The sequence below is a fragment of the Bartonella sp. AU15XJBT genome (assembly GCF_028618615.1).
In the GTDB taxonomy this organism is placed as follows: Bacteria; Pseudomonadota; Alphaproteobacteria; order Rhizobiales; family Rhizobiaceae; genus Bartonella.
The window spans coordinates 1-2220 of sequence record NZ_JAQITG010000080.1 but is presented as its reverse complement, the minus strand read 5'-3'; the positions used below and the strand labels follow the sequence as shown (position 1 = coordinate 2220).

The following is a 2220-nucleotide window of genomic DNA, read 5'->3' as shown; positions in this document are numbered from 1 at the left end:
CACTTCATACAGATTCCCTTCGAATATATCAATATGTGTTATTTTTGTGTTGACAAAGTGTAGCAAATCGTATTTAATGACACTGCTGTACTTAGGCGTATTGTGTCTAGAGAGGGAAATGTACAGTGAAAAATCCCCGCGTTTGCGGGGTTTTTTATTATCTGGAGGGTGTATTTTATGACATCACAAAATACAGAACAGGTTTCTCAAACAAAGAAAAAATATAGACCCCCAAAAGCAGGTCAAGGGCGTGTCAAAGGTGTCCCGAATAAGAATACGCATTATAAATAAAAACACAATAAAGTCAATATGTTGAATGAAATTATTTTATATGAATCCACTTAGGAATCCACACTTTTATACGTGATTCATTTGACCATTTTTTATAGAAGATTGCCATGTATGAATAGACCATAAAAAGCAAATCATGATGTAAATATTATAACGCATGGGTACATTCAAATGAAATGAAAAGTAGATATCATTCATAACAGTTCATAAATCTTATGATACGTTTTTTATCACAGCACAAATCACATTGTTTAAAATTTAGTTGTTTGGAATTATCGATAACATACGTTTAAAGATCACATCTTCTTGTAAGATTGGTTTATTTAATCGTATAAAGACCAAAATTATTGTTCCCCAAAATTGGGAAGCAAAAAAATCTATATCTATTATAGCAATATTTTATTTACCTATAAGAGGGTAATCGTTTGAAACTGTTATAAGGTAAATTGTATCAAAAGATACGCATTTATAGAAAATAGAGATCATATAGTTTTCCCCAAAATTGGGTAAAACCTTTAAAATGGCATTAAAGAAATTAACAGTTTGAAGCATTCATAAGCTTATAGGTTTAATTCATAAAGATTGCACAAAAGATTTAAAGACAAGATTGATTTTATAACCACAGTATTTTTTTACCGAGGTAGGAAATCAAGGTAATGAAATTCAAAACGTCATATCTTATGAAATTGAAAGCCTTCTAATGAGATAACGCAAGCAAGCAAAAAACGTTTTAAGAGTATAAATTGAAAGATATGAAAGCAAACGAGGTCAATCAAAATTGGATTGGTTGCTTTTTCCAGCCCAAATATGGACCGGCTAAATTTTAAAGAAATTAGGTTTTAAAGAAAAGTAAAAATACGTTTATGAGAGCCTCTCTAAATGAATGTTTAAATGTTTAAACGTTTAAAACATAAAATGAGATTTTTATAAAAACGTTTGAAACAGATGTTTATAACAGTTTTTAAAGCCTTACATTTGATAAAAGCGGTTGTTTATTGTCTTATGAGAGCTTGTTTTAAAAGCCAACGTTTGTAAATGTAAAAAACGGGTTTTGTTAAATCTATCAAGCGTTTTGATTTGTTTGATAGGTTTGATTTTAGACAATGTGTTATTTGAATTCACTCAACTCAATTTTAAAGTCAGTATATTGAAACGTTTTAAAAGAAGCATTTTGATCATGTGCTTTGTTTTAAATGCATCTCTTTAAGATAAAGACATTATGATTGATATATTTAATAGCAACGAAAAGCGTTTATAGGCTTTCTCATTCAAAAGAGTGATTAAAGATCATATACATCATTTACGTTCCTTTTGATAAGTTTTCATATCTCTAATAGAGTGCTTGTAATAGATATGTTTTGTATATATGCATTCATTATTGATTTCATTTATATGAAACATTTGCACATACCTCCATTGAAAGCCGCGTCATATCAGTTGGCACGGCTTTTTTTTGAATTCTTTCTTTTATGATGGGTTTATAGCCATCAAGAAGGCGCTCCCATACCTATTTTTATTCTGTTTTATCAATAATCTTAACAACATTATTGTTTTCATAAACCTCATAATTTTTTGGAACCAACTTTGCTTTGCTTTTTGTGTTGATTGTTGCATTGCCATAAGCACGCCCCCAGATTGTTGCACAATGTGAGATTTTTGCATTGCCATAGACAGATCCATAAACCTCACAAGAGCCCCCCACGCGCGCATTGCCATAGACCTTGCCATAAATCTTTGCACGACCATTAATAACAGCATAATTATAAATTTTCGCATGGCTATAAATGCAAGCAGAGCCACAAACCCTAGCATGACCATAGACGCGTGCATAACTAAAAACCGTAGCATCATAAGAAACATGGGCATGGTCATAAATATGAGCATCAGCAAGAACGCGGGCAGCACCACTCACATGAGCATTGCCATAAA

Annotated in this window: 1 pseudogene; it reads right to left on the bottom strand. The window is 31.5% G+C overall.

The features are described 5' to 3' along the window. Positions 1 to 1804: 1804 nt before the first annotated feature. Positions 1805 to 2220: pseudogene (locus PVV57_RS10065) on the bottom strand (hypothetical protein); the annotation flags it as partial.